A 16,442-nucleotide genomic window follows, 5' to 3' on the forward strand; every position below is an offset into this window, starting at 1 on the left:
AACGATTACTTCTTGTTTTTCAAATGTTCGTCGAGGAAGCGTTCTTGTTCCCAAAGCAAGTGCATGATATTTTCTTTTGCAACATAACTATGACTTTCTTTTGGTAAAATCACCATTCTTACAGGTGCTCCCAATCCTTTCAACGCTTGAAAATAACGCTCGGTTTGCAGAGTAAATGTACCAGGATTATTGTCTGCCTCTCCGTGTACCAACAGCATTGGCGTCTTCATTTTTTCTGCATTCATAAATGGCGACATCGTGTTATACACATCAGCTGCTTCCCAATAATTTCTTTGTTCGTATTGGAATCCAAAAGGCGTAAGCGTACGGTTGTAAGCTCCCGAACGAGCAATACCACAAGCAAACAAATCTGTGTGTGTAAGCAAGTTAGCCGTCATAAATGCTCCATAAGAATGCCCTCCAACTCCTACGCGTTTTCTGTCGATGTAGCCCAAATTGTCCAAAGCGTCGATGGCAGCTTCTGCATTAAGTTTCAATTGTTCTACAAACGAATCGTTTGGCTCTTCGTCGCCTTCTCCTACAATTGGGAATGCAGCGTCATCTAAAACCGCATAACCTTTGGCAACCCAATACACAAACGAACCATAATATGGGAATGTAAATTCATTTGGATTTGCCGAACTCTGACCTGCACTGTTTTTGTCTTTGTATTCCGTTGGATACGCCCAAATCAACAATGGCAATTTTTCTTGTGGATTTTTTCTATCAAATCCTGCTGGTAAATACAAAGTTCCCGACAACTCTACACCGTCTTTACGCTTGTATTTGATCACTTCTTTGTGTACATCTTTGATACTTTCAAACGGATTTTTGTTGAAAGTAATCTGTTTCAAACTATTTTTCTTTTTGATATTTCGGAAAAAATAATTTGGATAATCCGTTTTGGATTGAATATTCACCAAAATTTCTCCTTTTTTTGCATCAATTACCTCAGAAATTGATTCAATTTTATCTGAAAAATTTGATTGATACAATCTCTTAGTTTTCAAAGTAGCAAGATTCAATTCGTCAAAAAAAGGAAATTGACCTTTGGCTGTGTGTCCGTCTCCAATCAAATACAAATGATTGTTTTCTTTCATCAAAGTATAAGCACCGTATTGATTTTTCTTAGTTTCAAACGCACCTGGATCGCTGTAAATATCTTGGTAATTTCTATCCCAAATCAATTTAGTTTCCTTGGTTGTTGGGTTTAACAAATAAGTTTTAGAATTACGCGTATCGTACCAACGGTCGTACAAAATAGCCGTTTCTTTGTCTCCCCATGTGATTCCTGAAAATCGTTGCGGTGTTTTTACCAACAATTCTGGTTCTTTGTCAAACGGTGCTTGCCAAGTGTAAACCGCATCTCTGTATTCCACCTGATTTGCTGGATTTCCCTCGTCCAAGGCTTCTACAAAGTACAACGAAGACGCCTCATCACTTCTCCACGCCATGTTGCGTTTTCCTTTGCGAACAGCCATAAATCCTTTCGGCATAATCTCGTTTAGTGGTACTTCGTTTACTACTTTTACTTCTTCACCTTCTGCTGTATAAACTACCGATTTTGAAGGAAAACGGTTGAGTTGCACCAAATATGAATACGGTTTTTGGATAGTTGTTATAATCAAATAATTTCCATCCGGAGAAAACGATTCTCCAGCGTAAGTATCAGCCGATTTAAACAACTTTTTAGTACCGTTTACATCTACAGTGTATAATTCTGAAGTAATGATGTTTTCAAAATTTGCCTCGTCTGTTTTGTTTTTCAACAAATCTTGATAAGTTCTATTTTGAGAAACCACACCTTCTTGAGCTGTTGAAACAATAGGGCCAGTAGGAATATCTGTTTTGGTATCGATGAGTGGTTTTCTGTTGGTTGGCAATGTTTTGATTAACAATCTTTTGCTGTCTTTGTACCAAGTAATAGGATTTCCGAGATTAGCATTTAAAGTAGCTTCTGTCATTTTTTTGGCACTAGCCGTTTGCAAATCGATAATCCATAATTCGTTACCATTTGCCACTGTATTGGTAAACGCCAATTTTGTTTCGTCTGGCGACCAAGACATATTATTGATCAACGCATTTTCTGGAAGACCTTTGATTTGAATTTCGTCATTTCCACCTACTTTTTTTATTTTCAAGTTGTTGATAAAAGTAGCGGTACTCGAAATATTGGTGATAGGATTGATACGCAAACCACCCAAACGCAATTCTTCTTGGTTCAATTCAGGTAAAGATTTGTAAGTTTTTCTGTAAATCAAAATCATCAAATCTTTTTTAGAATTCATCGAAACCGATGGGGCTCTTTCAAAATCAGCCAATTGTAAAATTTCTTGTGAAGGCTGTTGAAAGCTAATGTTTTCTTGTGCTTTCATAGTCGAAGTTGCTAATAATAAAGCCAATACTGTTAGTTTTAGTCTTTTCATTAAATTAAATTTATTTTAAAAATATTAGTTATATTTCATTCATTTCAAAATCCATAAATGGATGTTTTGCATTGATTTGTTGAATATCATTTTTCAAGGTTTCTACAAATTGTACATATTCGTTTGTTTGCTGATTAAACGGTCGATGCATCAAACCACTGTTGATTTTTTGTACCAATTTCATATCCATATAAACGGATGAATCTATACAATTATTTTTAAACTTTTCCCATACAAAATCTATCGCAAAATCTGAAGGATGTATCAAATCATTGGCATAAAATCGATAATCTCTCAACTCGTCCATCAACATTTCATAAGTAGGAAAATAGTAATTTTTGTTACAGTTTTTATCCAAAAAATTGTGTAATGCTGTTATTAAATGTGATTTACTACGCTGATTTTCAATAATTCCGTCTTTGATATGTCGTACTGGTGAAATAGTAAAAATACATTGAAGCTCAGGATTGACTGTTCTTATCAGCTGATTGATTTCTGCTAATTCGCTTTCTATTTCTTCAACACTTAGCAAGTGTTTTGTAAACTGATTTTGAGGAATTTTATGACAATTGGCAACATAGTTTCCACTTTCTTTCCATTGATAAGCCCAAGCCGTACCCAACGTAATAATTAAATGCGTAGCCTCTTTCAATTGATGGTAAAAATCAATTATTTTTTGATTGACTTTTGATAAAAAATCCTCTTTAGTCAATTGATTCAGTGAGGAATGACATTCAAAACTACACCAAATTTCTCTATGTAAAAAAATGTCTTTTTCTTGAAAAAAATCTTTGTGTATTGTTCTGTGAAACAATTGTTTGATAGCCTGTGGATGGAACAATATTCCTGTAGGATTGACCGTATTTCTCCATTTAAAATAAGACAGCTTTTTTGAAATATTTTCAGCAAAACAACTACCAATACTTACAATTTTTGAATCGTAAGTCAATTTTTTTTCGAGAGGCTGTATGTTTATTTCAGTTGAAAATTTCATTTTCAGCAATTATTTTTCAATTTCCTTTAAAGATTCCATTTTTTTCAATGCCAAAAATCCTTGAATATCTTCAAAATGTTCTTTTACTCGTTTGTTTCCAAATTCAAAAACTTTTTCTGCCAGACCATCTAGGAAATCACGGTCGTGTGAAACTAAAATTACCGTTCCTTCAAATTCTTTCAATGCCTTTTTAATAATATCTTTAGTCTTCATATCCAAGTGGTTGGTAGGCTCATCGAGAATCAACACATTGTAGGGTTCTAACAACAATTTAATCATCGCTAAACGCGTTTTTTCTCCACCCGAAAGTACTTTTACTTTTTTGTCGATGTCTTCGCCAGAAAACATAAAGGCTCCCAAAATATTTTTGATTTGAGTGCGAATATCACCTTCGGCAATGCGGTCAATGGTTTCAAAAATCGTGATGTTTTCATCCAATAAAGACGCTTGATTTTGAGCAAAATAACCAATTTTGGCGTTGTGTCCGATTTCCACAGTTCCGTCGTAATCGATTTCGCCCATAATGGCCTTTATCATCGTAGATTTACCCTCACCATTTTTTCCAACCAAGGCTACTTTTTGACCTCTTTCGATGACCATATTGGCATCTTTAAATACGATGTGGTCGCCATAAGATTTGCACAAATCTTTTACAATTACAGGATATTGTCCCGAACGAGCAGCAGGTGGAAAACGCAATTTCAAGGCAGAAGTATCAATTTCATCCACCTGAATTATTTCTAATTTTTCCAACATTTTTACACGAGATTGCACCTGTAAAGTTTTGGAATAAGTTCCTTTGAATCGCTCGATAAACTCCTTGGTTTCGGCAATCATTTTTTGTTGCTCCTCGTATTGTTTTTGTTGCTGTTCGCGTCGTTCTTGTCTCAAAACCAAATAGTCAGAATACCTAGCTTTGTAATCGTAAATGCGTCCCATCGTAACCTCTATCGTTCGGTTGGTGATATTATCTACAAATGCTCGATCGTGCGAAATTACCATTACAGCTTTGGCAGAATTAATCAGAAAATCTTCCAACCATTGAATTGATTCGATGTCTAAGTGATTAGTAGGTTCGTCCAACAAAATCAAATCGGGCTTTTTCAAAAGGATTTTCGCTAATTCGATACGCATACGCCAACCACCTGAAAAGGATGAAGTAGGACGATCGAGGTCTTCTTGTGTAAATCCCATTCCCTTCAAAACTTTTTCAACTTCGGATTCGTAATTTACTTCTTCAATAGAGTAAAATTTTTCGCTTAATTCCGAAACGCGTTCGATGAGTTTCATATAATCGTCACTTTCGTAATCCGTACGACTCACCAACTGCTCGTTGATTTCATCGATTTCTTTTTTCATCGAAAACACTTCGTCAAACGCTTTTGCCGCCTCTTCTCGCACGGTATGTTTGTCTTCAGTAAACAAATGCTGTGGCAAGTAAGCAATGATTGCATCTTTTGGAGCAGCAACACTTCCAGAAGTTGGTTTATTGATACCCGCTACAATTTTGAGTAAAGTTGATTTTCCCGCACCATTCTTCCCCATCAAGGCGATTTTATCGTTTTCATTTATGGCGAAATTGACTCCACTAAATAGGGTAGTTGCACCAAATTGCACGGCTATATCGTTAATTGTAATCATGTTGTTTTGTAAATGTGAAATTTATAAAATATAAGTTGTAAAGGTAGGGAAAATTTGTCAAAGGTGAAAAGGGAAAAATTGATATATGGAAGTTTTGAATAGTTTAAAAATTACTTTAAATATTAGGCTATCATAGTTGAAATATTTTGTATTTTCGTAAACTGTGATTTAAAATAAATGGAATTAAGGAAATGCTTCAACTCTGAACGATTCAATTCAAAAGAATGATATGAAAAATTAATGAAAGACGGAATAATCTATGGTGATTTAGAATATATAAAACCTTATTGGGAAGATGATGATAAAATGTTAGAAGGTTATGGTTGGTTGCTTGAAAAAATGAAAGAAAAATTAGGCAAAAGTCCTATTTCTAATGGTTATCCTATTTGGGCATGGTATTAATATCGTTGTGAAAAACGACGAAAACCTGATTTGCGAAAAAGAGGACACCTTGAAAAGGGGATACATGGAGTTAGAATAGAAATTCGTAAACACGAATCTGAAGTTTTATTATCAGATTTTGATTTTTGGCATTACCCTATTAGTTATCAATCGTATATTTCAGATGGCGAAAAAGATTGTGAACTTTATGAAAAAAGTTAGAAGATTTAGGTTTTGGGAATGCCGATTTGAAAGATTTACCAATTAATTTTCAACAAAAAATCATTAAATCATGGGATAAAGTCTTAGATTTAGATTTTGAAGCCCCTTATTGGACTTATCCTAAAAGTAATAAATCAATCCAAGCAACATTTTGGACGCTTAAGGTTGAAGAAATTGTAAAAGTAGTATATTTTATAGCGAGATAAATTATGTCAACCAAGCAAGAAATACAATTAAAATCCTTAGAAATCCTCTACCAAGATGATTATATTGTAGTGATTAATAAACCGCATGGCTTGCCTGTTCATCCTTCGTATATCACTCGAAATGTGGAGGTTTTTGCTTTGCAATTGCTCCGAAATCAGTTGGGGCAAAAGGTGTATCCTGCTCACAGATTGGATAGTAAAACTTCGGGAGTGCTTTGTTTTTCCCTTGATAAGGAAACCAACCGACTGATGCAACAAAAATTTCAAAATAGGGAAGTGGACAAGAAATATCAGGCTATTGTTCGTGGTTTTACACCAAATGAAATGACTATAGACTATCCGCTTAAACATGAAAATGGCAAAATGCAAGATGCAATAACTCAGTTTTCAACGCTCGAAAGGTTTGAAATAGACTTGCCTTTTGGAAAACATACAACATCTCGTTATTCTTTAGTCGAGGCAAATCCCAAAACAGGAAGAATGCATCAACTTAGAAAGCATTTTGCACATATTTTTCATCCAATTATTGGAGATAGACCGCACGGTTGCAACAAGCAAAACAAACTATGGAAAGATACCTTTCAGATGATGACTATGTTGCTGCACGCTTCGGAATTGTCGTTCACTCATCCTTATAACGAAGAGGAAATTAGGATTAAAGCATTATTGTCAAAGGAATTTTCCGAAGTTTTAGAGTTGTTGAAAGAGAAGGATTTAAAATAAATAGATTAGAAAAATAAAAAACTTGTTTGTTTAATATTTTTTAAAAACTCGTTTCATACAACATTAAATGTTATCCTTTAAATATTATAATTAAATTTTTGATTTTCTTTGATTTTAAACAAATCAACTCTGAGTGAATAAATAAAAAAAGTATAAACCATTAAATTTAAAATAAATGAAAATATTATTTGCATCAAATAATCAAAATAAGGCAAACGAAATCAGAAAACAATTGCCTTCTCACATTAAAATTGTAACTTTACAGGACATTGGATGTACTGAAGACATCCCAGAAACAGGAACTACACTGGAAGAAAATGCTCAGATAAAAGCTGATTATGTTACACAAAATTATCAACTGCCTTGTTTTGCTGATGATACTGGTTTAGAAATTGACGCTTTGAATGGTGAACCAGGAGTGTATTCAGCTCGTTATGCAGGCGAAGACAAAAATGCCGACAAAAATATGGATTTGGTCTTGAAAAGATTAGGTGATTCTACTGAGCGTTCGGCTCAATTCAAAACTGTAATTGCACTAAATATCAATGGAGATAAACATTTGATAACAGGTGTGGTAAAAGGTGAAATTCTTACAGAAAAAATAGGAACAGAAGGTTTTGGTTACGACCCTATTTTCAAACCAGAAGGGAGTAATTTGTCATTTGCCGAAATGTCTATGGATGAAAAAAATCAGTGGAGTCACCGAGGAAAAGCCGTTGCTCAATTGATACAATTTTTAGAGAGAATTTCTTCTGAGGTAAAATAGTTTGTTTAAATAAAGTCTTATATTTTTAATTTAGAGTATGACAAAGTCTCTGTACTTTGCCATACTTTTTTATTTCTAACCACTGAAGCATAGAGTAAATCTAGCTCCCTAATCTCCGAAGGAATAAACTATGAAATATAAGAGCTATGATTTCTTTTAAGCGAAGCGTATCTGATATCTTAAATAATCTCTGTTACTCAATTGTGAAAAAATAAGCCTTTGTGATGATAATCCTACAAATATATCATCGCCAATAAACTTGGTATCAAATATATAACTATCGTTCTGGCTCCGTCAAAATCTTTTGCAAATCGCTGACCTATCAACATCAATAAAAGGCAAAAGATATTGGCAACCATCATCCATTCTATAGAATCATTTTGGTCGAAATAAAATAACGAATGAAAGGCATATATCGACAATAAAAAGGTTATCAATTCGCCTATTAGCAAAACAACCAATCCTATAGGAATCAATGATTTTATGGGCGTTTTTTCAAAATGTACTTTCATCCAACCCAATGTATCTGAAAAATTAAAGATTTTTTCAAAAAATGAAAATCCATAAGTAATCATGATAAACAATACAAATGTAAAGGGAAAAAGAATTTCTTTCATTTTAGAGCCTGTTTAAAATCTTGATATAATTCGACCTAATTTGGTTGAAAAACGATTGGACAATTGAATATAATCCATAATTAATGGTAAAATTTCATGTGTTTTTGCATCGGGAATTGCCATTTTATTTTTCAAATTTTCCACCATGGCATTCAACAAACACCAACGAAAAGTCAATATGGTTTCGTGTACCAATTGAGAAATACTTGCTGATTTTTCTTTCACAAAAATGTTTTTAGACTCCCAATTGTGCAACACCTCTTTTTCATCTTCCATCAAAATGTTTGAAATTTCTTCAACATATTCCTCAGGTGCTTGAGTCAAATATTCCGAAACATTCCAATAGCCATTTTGCTTGTAAAATTGAATAATATCTTGGTAAATTCCGCTGTATAAGGAATGAGTAAGCGAAATTTCATCCTCTTGCAAACTTACCAAAATTTTATCTATAACCAATTGATTTCTTTTAATATATGATGTAACAACCTCATCATCTTGAATGGTATAAACCTCATCTTGAAAGGTTTCTGTTACATTGCCGTACAACAACAAAATTTCAATCAATTTCTTTTCCAAAAATTCCATAGAATTGACTTTTGGAGCAGGGGCAGTCATCGCACGAGAAATTTCCATTTTTCGTTCTTCGACTACTTTTTTATTGGCAGATTGAATTTCTTTTTTTATGTATTGAGACAAACTACTAAACAGTACTTCCTCAGAAACTTGCATCAAAGAAGCACATTCTTTTATATACAATTCCCTTTTGATGGGATCGGAAATTTTTGAAATAGAAACGATGATTTCTCTGACTACTTCAGCTTTTTTAATCGGGTCATTTCCAGAGTCTTTTGTAAGAAAATTAACCTTGAATTTGATAAAATCGGTTTCATTTTCCTTTAAATAGTTTTCCAGTTCCTCCGTTGACAGTTTTTTTGCCATACTATCCGGATCTTCGCCATCTGGAAAGGTACATACACGCACATTCATTCCCGCTTCCAAAATCATATCAATTCCTCGCAACGACGCACGCATACCGGCAGTATCTCCGTCAAATAGCACCGTGATATTGGGAGTCAATCGCTGTATCAAACGGATTTGATCTGTTGTCAAAGCTGTACCCGACGAAGCCACCACATTTTCTATTCCTGCTTGATGAAACTGAATCACATCGGTATATCCTTCTACCAAATAGCATTTATTTACCCTGACGATAGACTGTTTGGCTTGAAAGATTCCGTATAAAATTTTACTCTTGTGATAGATTTCACTTTCGGGCGAATTGAGGTATTTTGCCTGTTTTTTATGATTGGTGAGGATACGACCACCAAAACCTAAAATGCGTCCACCCAAACTCAAAATCGGAAACATCACACGACCTTTGAAACGGTCAAAATACTTTCCATCTTCCTTTTTTATAGTTAAACCTGTTTTTTCGAGGTATTCCATTTTATAGCCTTTTTGCAAGGCATAATCAGAAAAAGCACTCCATTGGTCAGGTGAAAATCCCAATTTGAATTTTTTGATAATTTCTACTCGAAAACCACGCTCTTTAAAATAGGAAAGTCCGATGGCACGACCTTCTTCCTCTTCCCAAATTTGTTTTTCGAAATAATTTGCCGCCACATCATTAACCAAAAACATACTTTCTTTTTCGTTTTGAAGTTTTTTGTCTTCGTCGTTTTGAATGGTTTCTTCGATTTCGATGTTGTATTTTTTTGCTAAATACCTAATGGCTTCAGGATAAGAAAATTGCTCATGCTCCATGATAAAAGAAATCGCATTACCACCTTTTCCAGAAGAAAAATCCTTCCATATTTGTTTGGCTGGTGAAACCATAAACGAAGGAGTTTTTTCACTCACAAACGGACTCAACCCTTTGTAATTGGATCCCGATTTTTTCAAAACGACAAAATCCTGAATTACCTCCTCAACTCTAGCGGTTTCTAAAACAGTTTCTATGGTTTTCTTTGATATCATGAAGAAATATTTGATTGGAGGACAAAAATACTAAGTTTTATCTGAGTAGGACAATTTTTTCGGATTGAATTATTTTATTGATATGAAATAGGAGGGGAGTTAATGTTATTGATAATTTAAAATTGGCAATAGATAATTATTCACACCCATTTCCGTAAAGATTGCTCTAAAGTTTTGCATTGAAATTCAAAGCCTAATTCCTCCAACCGTTGGGCTTCTACGCGACTTCCCTCAAGCATTAACACTGATGCTTCGCCTAAAATTATTTTCAATATAATAGCAGGTAAGGCAGGTAAAACAACCCTTTTTCCTACTATTTTTGCTAGGGTATGAGTAAATTTTTTATTAGTGATATGTTCAGGAGCCACAACATTATATATTCCCGAAGTTAAGTTATGGTGCATTAAAAACAACGTAACACGAACTAAATCATCTAAATCTATCCATGGAATCCACTGTTTGCCATTGCCCATCACCTGAGCAAGTCCCTTGTTAAAAATAGGTAGTAAGGTAGCTAGTATCCCACCTCGATTACTAAGAATTACGCCTAAACGCAATTTCAATACCCGGTCGGAAACCTCTGTAAAAGCATCAGCGGCTTGTTCCCATTGTTGACAGACATCACTTAGGAAATCATTACCTAAAGTCGAATTTTCAGTGTAAATATTCTGAGAAGTTACAGAACCGTAATATCCTACTGCAGAAGCCGAAACAAAAGTTTTGAGCTTTATATTATGCTGTTTTACAGATTGGAATAATAGTTTAGCAGAAGTAATTCTACTGTCCAAAATCTCTTGTTTACGGCTTTTTGTCCAACGTTTCTCACCAATAGAAGCACCCGCCAAATGCACGATATGTTGCACACCGATTAAAGCATTATTAGCAATATATCCTTTGTCAATATCCCATAAAAAATGATTGGGTTTGTCTGCCTTTCGACTCAAAAATCGAACCTGATAGGTTGGAGTCAATGCCTCTGCCAATGCTTGAGCGTACATCCCCGAACCACCTGTAATTAATACTACTTCTTGCGACATTCTCTAATATTTTCCGAGCTTTTAAATTATTTAGAAATACAAATTTAGTAATCATTTGGTGAAATTTATTAGAAAAAGAATTTGAAGTTTTCTTTATTCCTTTTTGAAAAATTTCACCTTTCAATTAGTTTTTATTCCTCTTCTTAGAAGAAATAGAAAAAAATGGTTACAATTTTAGAAATTTACGAAAGAAGTTTTTGGGAACAACTTCTTCTTCAACCTCAAACTATTCCCCACTACACTTACGGAGCTCAGTGCCATAGCGGCTCCTGCAAGCATCGGGTTGAGCAGAAATCCGTTGATAGGGTAGAGGATTCCCGCAGCCACAGGAATACCGATAAGGTTGTAAATAAATGCCCAAAACAGATTCTGACGGACGGTCGTCACCGTGTGTTTTGAAAGGCGAATGGCTTGTGGAATTTTGGTCAAATCTGATGAAATGAGTGTCATTTTGGCAACATCCATCGCAATATCCGAACCTTTGCCCATTGCAATGCTTACATCTGCCGTGGCAAGTGCCGTGCTATCGTTGATGCCATCGCCTACCATGGCCACTACTTTTCCTTGAGATTGCAGTTTTTTTACAAAGTCTGCCTTGTCTTGTGGCAAAACTTCTGCCTGATAATGCTCGATGCCCGTTTGTTGGGCAATAGCTTTTGCAGTAGTCTCGTTATCGCCCGTGAGCATATACAGTTCAATCCCCATTTGTTGCAATTCTTCAATCGCCTGAATGGAAGTTTCCTTGATTTTATCCGAAATTGCCAACACACTCAATGCCTTTTGGCTATCAGCAAACCAAATCACGGTTTTGGCTTGGTGTGTCCATTCATCGGCTTTTTCAATTAGCTTTGCATCAATATTGATGTGATTTTCGAGGAGTAATTTTTGATTTCCTACGAAATACATTTTATCATTAAATATTGCTTTTGCTCCTTTTCCTGTGATACTTTGGAAATCCGATATTTCAACTTTGTCAAAGTTTTTATTAAAACAACCCACTACCGCTTCTGCCAACGGGTGTTCCGATTGTTTTTCGATGCTTACCAAAATATTTTCAGTAGTATCTTCATCGTTTAACCATTGAATATCGGTAACTTGCGGTTTGCCTTCGGTGATGGTTCCCGTTTTGTCAAGGATAATCGCATTGATTTTATTTGCCGATTCCAAACTTTCAGCATCTTTGATGAGGATTCCGTTTTCAGCACCTTTGCCTACGCCCACCATTATCGCGGTGGGAGTAGCCAATCCCAAGGCACAAGGACAAGCGATAATCAATACCGTAACCGCGGAAATTAATCCTTGCACCCATTGATTTTCAGCACCTAAAATTACCCAAAGTGCGAAAGTCAGCACGGCAATTGCTAAAACCGTAGGCACAAAAATCGCTGCAATTTTATCCACTAACTTTTGTACGGGGGCTTTACTTCCCTGAGCGTCTTGCACGGTTTTAATGATTTGAGCAAGGAGTGTCTCTTTGCCTACCTTTTTAGCTTGAAACTGAAAACTTCCCTTTTGGTTAATCGTTCCTGCATAGACTTTTTCGCCTTTGGATTTCTGTACAGGCACAGGTTCTCCACTGAGCATACTTTCGTCCACAAAGGAAGTTCCCAAAGTCACCACACCGTCTACGGCAATCTTTTCACCGGGTTTTACAAGAATAATATCCCCTGCATTTACCTCGCCTATCGGAGTAATTTTTTCAGTATTTTCATCAAGTACCACCACGGTTTTGGGCTGTAATCCCATTAGCTTTTTTATGGCTGTGGAAGTATTTCCTTTGGCTTTTTCTTCTAAATATCGTCCCAATAAAATAAAGGCAATAATCACCGAAGCAGCCTCAAAATAAATATGCGGATGAATGCCCATTCGATGCAAAGATTCGGCGAAAACCATCATCGCTACACTGAAAATGTAGGCGATTCCTGTGCTGAGTGCCACGAGTGTATCCATATTGGCAGTGCGATGTTGGGCTTGTTTCCACGCATTTACGAAAAAATCTTTTCCTAACCAAAATACGACAGGCGTAGCAAATAACCACGAAGTTTCGTTGCCATAGGGCATATTCATAAAAAACATTCCGATAATCACCACAGGAAGCGAAAAGATAATTGCCCAAGTGGTTTTGAATTTCAGTTTTTTAAGTTTCTCTTCGTGAATGTTTTCGAGGGTTTGTTGTTGTTCTTCTTCATTTTCGATAAGTAGGTCGTACCCGCCTTTTTGTACGGCTTTTTTTATTTCGGCAATGCTTGTTGCACTCGGAAAATATTCCACCGTAAGGTTGCCCGTGGCAAAATTTACCGAAGCCGATACGATGCCCTGGGTTTGCTTTACAATGTTTTCTGCCCCGCTGGCACAAGCCGCACAGCTCATTCCAAGGATGGGAAAAGTTTGTGTGATGGTATTTTTATTTTTTGACATTTTTCTTGATTTTTATAATGCGAATTTCGTGAATTTTTTGCTAAGGATTGTTGTGGAATTTTTTTGAAGGATTGTAAGATTGCTTGTTAAGTGTTTTTTATTAAAGCTCATTTCTTAAGCATAATTTTATTCCAAGTGGTTAGAATAATCAAAAAAACAATAACACAAATTAATGTTACAATATTCGTTTTAATCAATAAAGTATGAATAGTAGCGGGAACAATTAGTGATTTTGTTTTTAAAACTGAAAAAGTAAGCAAAATTGAAAAAACAATGCAAAATATGAGAAATAGATAAAATCCACCATATTGTTCAAAATCATTGAATATGAATACATGCCATACAGCCCAAAATATTCCTGATATTAAGCTTTTTATAATTAGATTTAACTTTCCTAAATTTTCAATTAGATATCCTCGCCAAGTGTATTCTTCCATAATATTATAAATAAATGTTATGAAACAAAATATAAATGCCCAAATATGTTCATCAACTCCTTGGTTGTTTTTGAATCCATAAATAGTATAGCCTGTAAATAGAATAATTGGAAAAAGCAATGCTTTTACTTTTTGATTTCCTAAGAAAGAAATTTTGGATTTTTCATCTGTATAAAATTTATAAAAAAGGATTGAAACAATTAAAATTGCAAATCCGTGATTGAAATTCCACGGTAAGTGTACCTCTGTAAAAAGAGTCACAATTATTTGAAAGAGATTTGGTAGTTTTCTTGATAAAAAAGTTATTATTAGAATAGAAAAATAGAAGATGATAATTTTATACCAATTTACTTTTTGTAATTCTTTCATTTTTCAAGTAATTTTAGTGAGTGTTTAAGGGGGGATTCATTTATTTTGTCATTAAATCAAAAATGTTCTGTAAATCAGTGTAATTCTGAATATGCTGAAATCTGTTTTTACATTTTATTATTTGTAATATGTGAACTAAAATAATTTAAAAGAGCTTTTTGTTTTCCTATGATTCTTTTTTCATTACAAAGGTAGAAAATTCTCTTAAAATGGGAGTGCCTATTTTGCTCAAAATATTTTCTGATTGATGTTCAAATTTGTGAATTACAAAGCGTGAATTGTCAACTAACTCTTTGATTGAATGGTTATTATAGGGAATGAATCCAAACTTTGTAAAAGGTAAATTTTTAAATGATTTTTCTTGGATAAAAGTTATAATTAATTTTCCTTTGGGCTTCAACACTCGATACAATTCTTGAATAAAATGAATAGGATTTTGCCAAAAATAAAGTGTATTTACCGTAAAAACAGCATCAAAAGAATCATCTTTAAACGGAATGTTTTCTCCGTCATATAGTTGAAAATGAATTGATTGAGAAAGTGAAAGATGGGTGGTGTTTTCAATTGCTTGTTTATACATTAATTCCGAAATTTCTAAACCGAAATAAGCTAATTTGGGCTTATTTTTAAATAGATATTCCAAATGTTTTGCATTTCCGTGACCGATTTCTAATACTTTTGAATTCTCAAAAATTTCCAAAAAATCAATCGCGTGTTTGATCATTGAGAAATTTGATTGATGCATCATATTGCCAATTTCAACACCTTTTTCTCCAGAAGGCAATCGGAGTTGCTCTGCTAACTCTTTATATTTTTGTTGGCACATAGGCTAAATTTGAGTTTTTTAGATTTTAAACCTGTTTAAACTTTTAAAAGAGTAAAAGTTCCAAGAAAAATAAGTATTTTTGTTTTGCATAAAAAATTAAAATTCAAGGAACTTTGGGCAAAGATACGATAAAAAAATGGATTCTTCCTTATTTGAGTACAGGAAAAAGAGGATTTAAAACAAAATTTGATTTATCATTGATTTCTCTTCTGATAATCAAACGATTAAAAACAGGCTGTCAATGGAGAGAACTTCCAGTAGAAATGTATTTTAAAGACCAAAAAATAAGCTATCAAACGGTTTATTATTACTTCAACAAATGGAGTAAAAATGGTGATTTCCAGAGAATTTGGCTTAATTTATTGCTTCATAACAAACGAAAATTAGATATGTCTTGCGTGCAATTGGATGGAAGTCATACACGATGCAGAATGGGCGGTCAATCCGTTGGTTATCAAGCAAGAAAGAAGTCAAAAATGACCAATTCTATTTTTTTGTGTGATAATTTGGGGCAAATTTTAGCAATGGGCAGTCCGAAATCTGGTAATCATCACGATTTGAAAGATATAGAATCGGTTTTAAAAGAAATTTTGAGGCTTTTGAAAGAAGCAAAAATAGAACATAAAGGTCTGTTTCTCAATGCATATTCAGGTTTTGATAGCCGAGATTTAAGGCGATTTTTAGAGAAAAAAGAAATTATTGCCAATATCAAACAAAATCCGAGAAATGGGCAGGATGAAGATGTTTATTTTGATGAAAAATTGTATAAAAATCGTTTTAAAATAGAGCGGACTTTTGCGTGGTTAGATGGATTTAAAGGATTGGTAATGAGATACGAAACCCTAAATACAACTTGGGTTGCAATGTTGTATTTAGGGTTTATAATGAGGTTTATTAGAAAAGTTTAAACAGTTTTTTTTTGTAAATATTTTCGAGGGTTTGTTGTTACTTTTCTTCATTTTCGATAAGTAGGTCGTAGCCGCCTTTTTGCACCGCTTTTTGGATTTCGTGAATGTTGGTAACATTGGGCAGATACTCCACCATAAGGTTGCCCGTCCCGAAATTTACCGATACCGACACGATGCCATCCAACTGACTGACAATGTTTTCTGCTCCACTGACACCAAGTGGCACAGCTCATTCCAAGCACGGGAAATGTTTGTATTATAGCGTTTTTATTTTTTGACATTTTTTTGATATTGATAGTACAAAGGTCGTGAATTTTTTGTTGAGAATGGGAGGGATGTTGAAATAACTTTACATTCGATAAACCAATGATAAATTGTGAAGAACTCCCGCGTGAGTGGCGGAAGCGACATCCTTTTTATGGAACCGCAGTGGAATAAAAAGATACAGTGGACGACGCGACCCAAAGGGGCACGCTCATAGTATAAAAGAATCA

General features: G+C 34.5%; 15 protein-coding genes and 1 pseudogene. 6 read left to right on the forward strand and 10 right to left on the reverse strand.

Features of this window, described 5'->3' with window-relative positions; genetic code table 11:
• Positions 1-5: 5 nt before the first annotated feature.
• From AB4865_RS08870 to AB4865_RS08880, 3 genes are read right to left on the reverse strand one after another with little or no spacing between them, the layout of a single operon-like run.
• Entirely contained in the window at positions 6-2,426 is a 2,421-nt protein-coding gene (locus AB4865_RS08870) for a prolyl oligopeptidase family serine peptidase (protein WP_372472911.1), read from the reverse strand.
• A gap of 28 nt (positions 2,427-2,454) precedes the next feature.
• Complete coding sequence (locus tag AB4865_RS08875; RefSeq protein WP_372472912.1) at positions 2,455-3,420, reverse strand: GSCFA domain-containing protein; 966 nt, start codon at positions 3,418-3,420, stop codon at positions 2,455-2,457.
• A gap of 9 nt (positions 3,421-3,429) precedes the next feature.
• Positions 3,430-5,061, reverse strand: coding sequence for an ABC-F family ATP-binding cassette domain-containing protein (locus AB4865_RS08880; protein WP_372472913.1), 1,632 nt, complete (start codon positions 5,059-5,061; stop codon positions 3,430-3,432).
• Positions 5,062-5,301: 240 nt separating this feature from the next.
• Here AB4865_RS08880 and AB4865_RS08885 point away from each other — a divergent pair, with 240 nt between their 5' ends.
• From AB4865_RS08885 to AB4865_RS08905, 5 genes and pseudogenes are all read left to right on the forward strand, one after another.
• Positions 5,302-5,463 carry a DUF3841 domain-containing protein gene (locus tag AB4865_RS08885; RefSeq protein WP_372472914.1) on the forward strand — a complete coding sequence of 54 codons (162 nt, stop codon included), beginning with the start codon at positions 5,302-5,304 and terminating at the stop codon, positions 5,461-5,463.
• A gap of 30 nt (positions 5,464-5,493) precedes the next feature.
• Positions 5,494-5,664 (forward strand): hypothetical protein, encoded by a 171-nt coding sequence (locus tag AB4865_RS08890; protein WP_372472915.1) that lies wholly within the window; start codon positions 5,494-5,496, stop codon positions 5,662-5,664.
• Between the two features lie 11 nt (positions 5,665-5,675).
• Positions 5,676-5,870, forward strand: a pseudogene (locus AB4865_RS08895) (DUF3841 domain-containing protein); the annotation flags it as partial.
• A gap of 3 nt (positions 5,871-5,873) precedes the next feature.
• Positions 5,874-6,593, forward strand: a complete 720-nt coding sequence (locus AB4865_RS08900) for a pseudouridine synthase (RefSeq protein ID WP_372472916.1) — start codon at positions 5,874-5,876, stop codon at positions 6,591-6,593.
• A 175-nt stretch (positions 6,594-6,768) separates the two neighbouring features.
• Positions 6,769-7,359 carry a non-canonical purine NTP diphosphatase gene (locus tag AB4865_RS08905; RefSeq protein ID WP_372472917.1) on the forward strand — a complete coding sequence of 197 codons (591 nt, stop codon included), beginning with the start codon at positions 6,769-6,771 and terminating at the stop codon, positions 7,357-7,359.
• A 233-nt stretch (positions 7,360-7,592) separates the two neighbouring features.
• Here AB4865_RS08905 and AB4865_RS08910 read toward each other — a convergent pair whose 3' ends face one another.
• The 6 genes from AB4865_RS08910 to AB4865_RS08935 all read right to left on the reverse strand — a co-directional run bounded on the left by AB4865_RS08910 (position 7,593) and on the right by AB4865_RS08935 (position 15,040).
• A complete protein-coding gene (locus AB4865_RS08910) occupies positions 7,593-7,976 on the reverse strand; it encodes a DoxX family protein (RefSeq protein WP_372472918.1) in 384 nt (127 codons plus the stop codon).
• Positions 7,977-7,988: 12 nt separating this feature from the next.
• On the reverse strand, positions 7,989-9,953 hold the full coding sequence (dnaG, locus tag AB4865_RS08915) for a DNA primase (RefSeq protein ID WP_372472919.1): 1,965 nt from the start codon (positions 9,951-9,953) through the stop codon (positions 7,989-7,991).
• A 140-nt stretch (positions 9,954-10,093) separates the two neighbouring features.
• Positions 10,094-10,990, reverse strand: coding sequence for a TIGR01777 family oxidoreductase (locus AB4865_RS08920; RefSeq protein WP_372472920.1), 897 nt, complete (start codon positions 10,988-10,990; stop codon positions 10,094-10,096).
• Between the two features lie 174 nt (positions 10,991-11,164).
• Entirely contained in the window at positions 11,165-13,408 is a 2,244-nt protein-coding gene (locus AB4865_RS08925; protein WP_372472921.1) for a heavy metal translocating P-type ATPase, read from the reverse strand.
• A gap of 107 nt (positions 13,409-13,515) precedes the next feature.
• Entirely contained in the window at positions 13,516-14,214 is a 699-nt protein-coding gene (locus tag AB4865_RS08930) for a CPBP family intramembrane glutamic endopeptidase (protein WP_372472922.1), read from the reverse strand.
• A gap of 166 nt (positions 14,215-14,380) precedes the next feature.
• Positions 14,381-15,040, reverse strand: a complete 660-nt coding sequence (locus AB4865_RS08935) for a class I SAM-dependent methyltransferase (RefSeq protein WP_372472923.1) — start codon at positions 15,038-15,040, stop codon at positions 14,381-14,383.
• Positions 15,041-15,153: 113 nt separating this feature from the next.
• Between AB4865_RS08935 and AB4865_RS08940 the strand changes: the two genes are divergently transcribed.
• Positions 15,154-15,948 carry an IS5 family transposase gene (locus AB4865_RS08940; RefSeq protein ID WP_372472924.1) on the forward strand — a complete coding sequence of 265 codons (795 nt, stop codon included), beginning with the start codon at positions 15,154-15,156 and terminating at the stop codon, positions 15,946-15,948.
• Positions 15,949-15,985: 37 nt separating this feature from the next.
• Here the strand turns inward: AB4865_RS08940 and AB4865_RS08945 are convergent, their stop codons facing one another.
• Entirely contained in the window at positions 15,986-16,174 is a 189-nt protein-coding gene (locus tag AB4865_RS08945) for a cation transporter (protein WP_372472925.1), read from the reverse strand.
• Between the last annotated feature and the right edge of the window lie 268 nt (positions 16,175-16,442).

The organism is Capnocytophaga sp. ARDL2 (assembly GCF_041530365.1).
In the GTDB taxonomy this organism is placed as follows: Bacteria; Bacteroidota; Bacteroidia; order Flavobacteriales; family Flavobacteriaceae; genus Flavobacterium.

Bases quoted from the DNA above. Each gene is read 5' to 3' on its own strand.
- AB4865_RS08870 (WP_372472911.1), bottom strand. From the start codon at position 2,426: ATGAAAAGACTAAAACTAACAGTATTGGCTTTATTATTAGCAACTTCG.
- AB4865_RS08875 (WP_372472912.1), bottom strand. From the start codon at position 3,420: ATGAAATTTTCAACTGAAATAAACATACAGCCTCTCGAAAAAAAATTG.
- AB4865_RS08880 (WP_372472913.1), bottom strand. From the start codon at position 5,061: ATGATTACAATTAACGATATAGCCGTGCAATTTGGTGCAACTACCCTA.
- AB4865_RS08885 (WP_372472914.1), top strand. From the start codon at position 5,302: ATGAAAGACGGAATAATCTATGGTGATTTAGAATATATAAAACCTTAT.
- AB4865_RS08900 (WP_372472916.1), top strand. From the start codon at position 5,874: ATGTCAACCAAGCAAGAAATACAATTAAAATCCTTAGAAATCCTCTAC.
- AB4865_RS08905 (WP_372472917.1), top strand. From the start codon at position 6,769: ATGAAAATATTATTTGCATCAAATAATCAAAATAAGGCAAACGAAATC.
- AB4865_RS08910 (WP_372472918.1), bottom strand. From the start codon at position 7,976: ATGAAAGAAATTCTTTTTCCCTTTACATTTGTATTGTTTATCATGATT.
- dnaG (WP_372472919.1), bottom strand. From the start codon at position 9,953: ATGATATCAAAGAAAACCATAGAAACTGTTTTAGAAACCGCTAGAGTT.
- AB4865_RS08920 (WP_372472920.1), bottom strand. From the start codon at position 10,990: ATGTCGCAAGAAGTAGTATTAATTACAGGTGGTTCGGGGATGTACGCT.
- AB4865_RS08925 (WP_372472921.1), bottom strand. From the start codon at position 13,408: ATGTCAAAAAATAAAAATACCATCACACAAACTTTTCCCATCCTTGGA.
- AB4865_RS08930 (WP_372472922.1), bottom strand. From the start codon at position 14,214: ATGAAAGAATTACAAAAAGTAAATTGGTATAAAATTATCATCTTCTAT.
- AB4865_RS08935 (WP_372472923.1), bottom strand. From the start codon at position 15,040: ATGTGCCAACAAAAATATAAAGAGTTAGCAGAGCAACTCCGATTGCCT.